Source organism: Pseudoalteromonas shioyasakiensis, assembly GCF_001550135.1.
Taxonomy (GTDB): domain Bacteria; phylum Pseudomonadota; class Gammaproteobacteria; order Enterobacterales; family Alteromonadaceae; genus Pseudoalteromonas; species Pseudoalteromonas shioyasakiensis.
On the sequence record NZ_LRUE01000025.1, the window covers coordinates 1 to 3,515 of the forward strand.

Genomic DNA, 3,515 nt, shown 5'->3' on the forward strand with positions numbered 1-3,515 from the left:
GGCCTGCCGCCAGCGTTCAATCTGAGCCATGATCAAACTCTTCAATTAAAAGTTTTTTGAAACCGAAGTTTCGTGCTCAATGAATTCTGAATTTTGATATCTTTCGATATCGAATTGACTGTGCTGAAACAAGTAAACTTGTTTCCGTTGGTCACTCAGTTCAATTGAGACTCTAAATTTGTTTGCGTTACTTAGTAAACTAAGCTTCGCTGTTAGAACTCAATCTGTACGAGTGCCCACACAGATGATTGCTTTATATTGTTAAAGAACGTTGCGACGTTGTCGCTAGGGATGCGTATAATACATCCTTAATTTTTCGAGTCAACACTTAATTTTAAACTTTCTTTTTAGACCGTTTTAAACCGAAGTTTTACTTAACTCTCTGTCACCTTGTTCAGCGCTTTTCATTGCTGCCCGCCGTGTCAGTGGATGCGCATTATAGGGATGCGAAGAATTAACGCAAGCACTTTTTGAAGGTTTTTTTGAATATTTTCAAATTAATCAGATACCCACCAAGCGCAAACAAGTTACCCACAAACAACTGTGGATAACTGATGTTTTTTAGCAGAATAACTAAACTCTCCTCGCTTGTTATGGTAACTTGCGCCGCAGATTTTCCACTCGCTCACAAGGCAAGAAAAATGACAGACATTATAAATAGTATAAGTGGTCTCCTTTGGGGTCACATTCTGGTTTACCTTTTAATAGCTGCGGGGCTATTTTTCACTCTTCGACTTGGTTTTATTCAATTCACTCAATTCCCACATATGATCAAAGTGATGTTTCAGAGCCGCCAAGGTTCTGGCGATGGCATTTCTTCATTCCAAGCATTTTGTACTTCTCTAGCTGCGCGAGTTGGTACGGGTAATATGGCAGGTGTTGCCGTTGCACTTTATTTAGGCGGTGCCGGTGCAATTTTCTGGATGTGGCTTATTGCTTTAATAGGTATGGCGACAAGTTTTGCCGAGAGTACCCTTGCTCAAGCATATAAAACCGTCGATGAAGATGGCAACTTTCGTGGTGGCCCTGCTTATTATATGGAATATGGTTTGGGCAAACGTTGGATGGGTGTGATCTTTTCTCTTTGCCTTATTCTTGCTTTTGGATTGGTATTTAATGCTGTTCAATCAAACTCTATTGCTGCTGCATTTGATGTAGCGTTTGGTATTCCAAACTATGTTGTAGGTATCGGCTTAGTATTAGGGTCAGGTATTATTATTTTTGGTGGCTTAAAAACTATTTCACGTTTTGCAGAAATGGTTGTGCCATTTATGGCGCTGGCTTATTTGTTAGTTGCACTTTATGTGTGTGCCATGAACTACGATTTATTACCGAACGTATTTATGCATGTTATTAATAGTGCCTTTGGTATCGAGCAAGCGGGTGCGGGTGCAATAGGTTATGGTGTAATGCAGGCCATGATCCAGGGTATTAAGCGTGGCTTATTCTCTAATGAAGCTGGTATGGGTAGCGCTGCAAATGCTGCTGCAACGGCAACACCTAACCCACCGCACCCAGCCTCACAAGGTTATGTACAAATGCTCGGCGTATTTGTAGATACAATTATTATATGTACTGCAACTGCAGCCCTTATTTTATTATCACAACAGCTTATACCTGATTCAGGTGTGACAGGCATTGCGTTAACACAAGCAGCCCTTGAAGAACACGTTGGTAGTTGGGGTGCAATATTTGTTGCGATTGCAATTTTGTTTTTTGCATTTACCTCGATTGTTGCTAATTATTCTTATGCCGAAACCAATTTATTGTTCTTAGAGCATAACCATGCATCGGGTATGTTGATCTTCCGATTACTGGTACTTGGTATGGTGATGTTTGGTGCACTTGGTGAATTGCCACTAGTATGGACCCTTGCCGATGTTTCGATGGGTTTAATGGCTATTGTTAACGTAATCGCTTTATTTATGTTATCGGGCGTCGTTATTTGGCTCGCGAAGGACTACAACACACAACGTAAGGCAGGTAAATTACCTACTTTTGATCCTTCGCAAAACAAAAAGCTAGATCAAACCATTCCTAAAGGCGCATGGCGTAAATAATCTAGTTAAGTAAATTCTTATTTAGGGAGCGTTTGTGCTCCCTTTTTTGTATTTGCTAACTTTTCAAAAACAGACAATATGAATGTAATTTGTTGCTCGTTAAGCTTTGACTCAAGCTCAGTAACAAGCTGATCTTTAATTTGCGCTTTTAATGCTTGTTTTTGTTCTGCGGTTAGTAATGGCTGCGATTGTTGCTGATAAGATTGCACAGCAGTAAGCATATCCATCACCACGTCATTATCGAAATCGGTTAGCGCTGCTTTCGCATTACTAATGGCTTGTTCTGATTTATCAAAGACAGTCGATACTTTATCGACAAGCACGCTCACCTCATGAATTTTCAGTACGTCGTTAATGTTCGACATAATAATCGCAACAGGAATGAGTACTAATGAGATCGCTAGACAAAGCCCAAATACGGCGCCTACCCAAAACTGATTTAAGCCACGTTTAAATTGCTCCATTATCTTTCCTTGATCCTATTTATTGATTAAAACTTGAAACGCGTTAGCTGTTTTAAAAAGACTAAGGAAACTATAAAGCTATTTTGGCAATAAAAAAATAATTTGATGAGATTATAAAAAGAAATATAAATGAAAAAGAGAAGAGGTATTTTATATAAATGGTGCCCGGGGCCGGACTTGAACCGGCACGCTGTTACCAGCGAGGGATTTTAAATCCCTTGTGTCTACCAATTCCACCACCCGGGCATCGGGCCGCTCGTAAGAGCATGTGGAGTATTAAATGGAGGCGGAACCCGGAGTCGAACCGAGGTAGACGGATTTGCAATCCGCTGCATGGCCACTCTGCCATTCCGCCTTATCGCTTCCAAATAATTGGAGCGGCACACGAGGCTCGAACTCGTGACCTCAACCTTGGCAAGGTTGCGCTCTACCAACTGAGCTAGTGCCGCAAATTTGTTTCTGTCAGTATTTTGTCCGTTGGTGCACAACCTTGAGGTTGCGATGATAACGTCCTGGCAACTGAGCTAGTGCCGCAAATTTTTCTTTATCAAAATGGTGCCCGGGGCCGGACTTGAACCGGCACGCTGTTACCAGCGAGGGATTTTAAATCCCTTGTGTCTACCAATTCCACCACCCGGGCATCGGGTTTGCTATTTAAAGCAAGTGGATAAAGCTAATATGGAGCGGCACACGAGGCTCGAACTCGTGACCTCAACCTTGGCAAGGTTGCGCTCTACCAACTGAGCTAGTGCCGCATCATATTAACTCTAATATCATTTTTATAACCACATTTGGTGCTGTAGTTAACCACAAATGGTGCCCGGGGCCGGACTTGAACCGGCACGCTGTTACCAGCGAGGGATTTTAAATCCCTTGTGTCTACCAATTCCACCACCCGGGCATCGGGTTGCTCATAGAGCGCGTGGAGTGTTGAATGGAGGCGGAACCCGGAGTCGAACCGAGGTAGACGGATTTGCAATCCGCTGCATGG

The 3,515-nt window shown here is 42.5% G+C and carries 2 protein-coding genes and 6 tRNA genes; 1 reads left to right on the forward strand and 7 read right to left on the reverse strand.

Annotated features, from left to right (window positions below; all coding sequences use genetic code 11):
- Window positions 1-641: 641 nt before the first annotated feature.
- Complete coding sequence (locus tag PASHI_RS21360) at window positions 642-2,060, forward strand: alanine/glycine:cation symporter family protein (protein ID WP_062566984.1); 1,419 nt, start codon at window positions 642-644, stop codon at window positions 2,058-2,060.
- A 17-nt stretch (window positions 2,061-2,077) separates the two neighbouring features.
- Here PASHI_RS21360 and PASHI_RS21365 read toward each other — a convergent pair whose 3' ends face one another.
- The 7 genes from PASHI_RS21365 to PASHI_RS21395 form a co-directional block, all read right to left on the reverse strand.
- Window positions 2,078-2,524, reverse strand: coding sequence for a hypothetical protein (locus PASHI_RS21365; RefSeq protein ID WP_062566985.1), 447 nt, complete (start codon window positions 2,522-2,524; stop codon window positions 2,078-2,080).
- Window positions 2,525-2,683: 159 nt separating this feature from the next.
- Window positions 2,684-2,770, reverse strand: a tRNA-Leu gene (locus PASHI_RS21370).
- Between the two features lie 35 nt (window positions 2,771-2,805).
- Window positions 2,806-2,879: transfer RNA gene (locus PASHI_RS21375), tRNA-Cys, on the reverse strand.
- An 18-nt stretch (window positions 2,880-2,897) separates the two neighbouring features.
- Window positions 2,898-2,973 (reverse strand) — tRNA-Gly (locus PASHI_RS21380).
- Window positions 2,974-3,077: 104 nt separating this feature from the next.
- Window positions 3,078-3,164: transfer RNA gene (locus PASHI_RS21385), tRNA-Leu, on the reverse strand.
- Between the two features lie 39 nt (window positions 3,165-3,203).
- Window positions 3,204-3,279, reverse strand: a tRNA-Gly gene (locus tag PASHI_RS21390).
- A 59-nt stretch (window positions 3,280-3,338) separates the two neighbouring features.
- Window positions 3,339-3,425: transfer RNA gene (locus tag PASHI_RS21395), tRNA-Leu, on the reverse strand.
- Window positions 3,426-3,515 lie beyond the last annotated feature (90 nt).